Source organism: Pontibacter qinzhouensis (assembly GCF_008017455.1).
GTDB classification, from domain to species: domain Bacteria; phylum Bacteroidota; class Bacteroidia; order Cytophagales; family Hymenobacteraceae; genus Pontibacter; species Pontibacter qinzhouensis.
Genome location: NZ_VRTY01000202.1, coordinates 1 through 1961, shown reverse-complemented (window position 1 = coordinate 1961; position 1961 = coordinate 1). Strand labels below are relative to the sequence as shown.

2 protein-coding genes are annotated in these 1961 nt (G+C 45.1%); one reads left to right on the top strand and one right to left on the bottom strand.

Going from position 1 to position 1961, the window contains the following annotated elements; translation table 11 throughout:
• The first annotated feature begins 216 nt into the window (after nucleotides 1–216).
• Nucleotides 217–870, top strand: coding sequence for a hypothetical protein (locus FVR03_RS24010; protein ID WP_147924308.1), 654 nt, complete (start codon nucleotides 217–219; stop codon nucleotides 868–870).
• Nucleotides 871–947: 77 nt separating this feature from the next.
• Here the strand turns inward: FVR03_RS24010 and FVR03_RS24005 are convergent, their stop codons facing one another.
• Nucleotides 948–1889, bottom strand: coding sequence for a glycosyltransferase family 2 protein (locus FVR03_RS24005; RefSeq protein ID WP_147924307.1), 942 nt, complete (start codon nucleotides 1887–1889; stop codon nucleotides 948–950).
• Nucleotides 1890–1961 lie beyond the last annotated feature (72 nt).

Genomic DNA, 1961 nt, shown 5'->3' with positions numbered 1-1961 from the left:
TGAAGCTGGTACTTTTTATTTTTGCCTACACCATCAACAGATGTGTATAATCGCAACTTGAATTAATTAGAAGGTTATTTTAATAATTGCAAGTTAAGAGGCAGGTTAAATTAAAATTACTTTAAAGTTATTCATGATTTTAATGGCTTTATAGTAATATTGCAACCTACGCCCAAACCTCGCGTTCAGAGGGGTAGCTCAGTCAAAAAAATACGTATGCGACAAATCTTTTTATTTGCTCAGATTTTTGTCTTGGCGCTACTCCTTTCCTGCACCAACCAGGAAAATTCCCAGCTCAAGTCTGATAGCGCCAAAGCGTATGCAGATTTTAAGGAATTTGTGATTCAGGTAGAAAACGACGCAGTTTCTGAACTAGACGACAGCACTAAAATCTGGGAAGATGAAGCCAGCAAACTGAAGGAGAAGTATGCAAGCCTGGAAGACGATGTAAACGACTTGATTGACCAGTACCCACCGCAGGATCGCGAAACAATTCAGGATTTTAAGGAGCGTTTCCGGATTGCGATGGACCAAAAGCAAAAGAAATATGACGATGCTCAGGCGCAGTACCGGCTCCGGCAAGATTTGTTAGGAGAAGAAGTAGCCTCAGCCGACTTATACCGCATAGAAGCCAGCAACATTACAGCTACTTACCAGAAATTTGTAAATACCATTGTCAAAAACAAGGATGTCTATACCCACCGCGACTGGGAAATGATAGAAGGTTGGTGGTCTGCACTGAACGCCAGAAAAAATGAGATTCAAGCTCAGCTCCAACCTGCCGATGAAAAAGCAATACGCTTAAAAGAAGATGAGTACCTTGAACTCCGCAACCAGGTAGCAGGCACGTCTGAAATTGGAATTAACTAAAACTGCTGTTCCACCCAATTATTTAAATAAAAAGGGCCTTCCAAAGCCTTTTTACCTGTTTAGGCTCCAAGGGTATCTCAGGTATCAGTAACAGTTTTTGCCCCTTCTGGCACGTTTTCTTTTGTCCCGGACTGCTTCAGTTTCGTACAGAAAAGGTGCAGCCGGTACAGGTCGAACAGCAACAGGCTGGGTTTTGCAGACCCTAAGTTAGCTAACAGCAATCCTTTTCCCAGCCTCATTAGCACACTAAACAGTGGCAACAGGTGGTAACGCCGTAAGGTGGTGTAGGCTTTTACAATTTTTAAACTCCGGATATTTGCTCCTTTAACATACAGCTGAACCAGGTTGCCCACGGCTTGGTCTGTTTTAAGAAGAAAAACGGCTGATGTCTCCAGGCCTAAGTGCAGCGCCGGACTCTCGATATGCTTCACAGCAATTTGCCGCGCTTTTAACTCAAGCGCAAAAAGGGTGTCTTCGTGGCCGTACTGCTTCAGGCTTTCGCACAGTCTTATCTGCTGATAAACAGATCGTTTTACTAACGCATTACTTAAATAAACATCCTGGTAAGGGTGCAGTTGCCGGGTAGAGGCTGGCTTTGCGGCACGTTGCCCATATTGCCAATGCAGGCGGTTTGGTTTGGCAGGCGAAGCTGTAGCATAGGTAATGCCACCTATCACTACCTCAAACTCCTGCGCCTGCTCTACATAAGCTGCTATAAAATTGGTGCTGGCCGGCATACAATCGTTATCGAGCAGGAGCAGGTAGCTGAAGCGTGCCTCTGTGGCCAGTAAATTCCGGATGGCAGACCGCCCGATATTAACAGGCAGTTCCCTGTACCGAACCTCTGAAATAGAACTCAGGCTACGGTTCAAAGCCTTTGCAGCCTCACCAGAACCATCGTCAAAAAGAAGAATCTCGAATGTAAGAGGTAATTGCTCGCATTGCTGGCAGAGCGATTTTACCAGCGGCCTGACATCAACATTAAAAACAGGAATAAGAATCGATAACTCAGAAATCATTCGCCAGCTTAAACGCTCCAGTGGTAGAGTCGAGCACTTTACCTCCCTCACACTTTAGCACTCGCTTGGGGT

Coding starts and splice junctions, on each gene's coding strand:
- FVR03_RS24010 (WP_147924308.1), top strand. CDS start 217: ATGCGACAAATCTTTTTATTTGCTCAGATTTTTGTCTTGGCGCTACTC.
- FVR03_RS24005 (WP_147924307.1), bottom strand. CDS start 1,889: ATGATTTCTGAGTTATCGATTCTTATTCCTGTTTTTAATGTTGATGTC.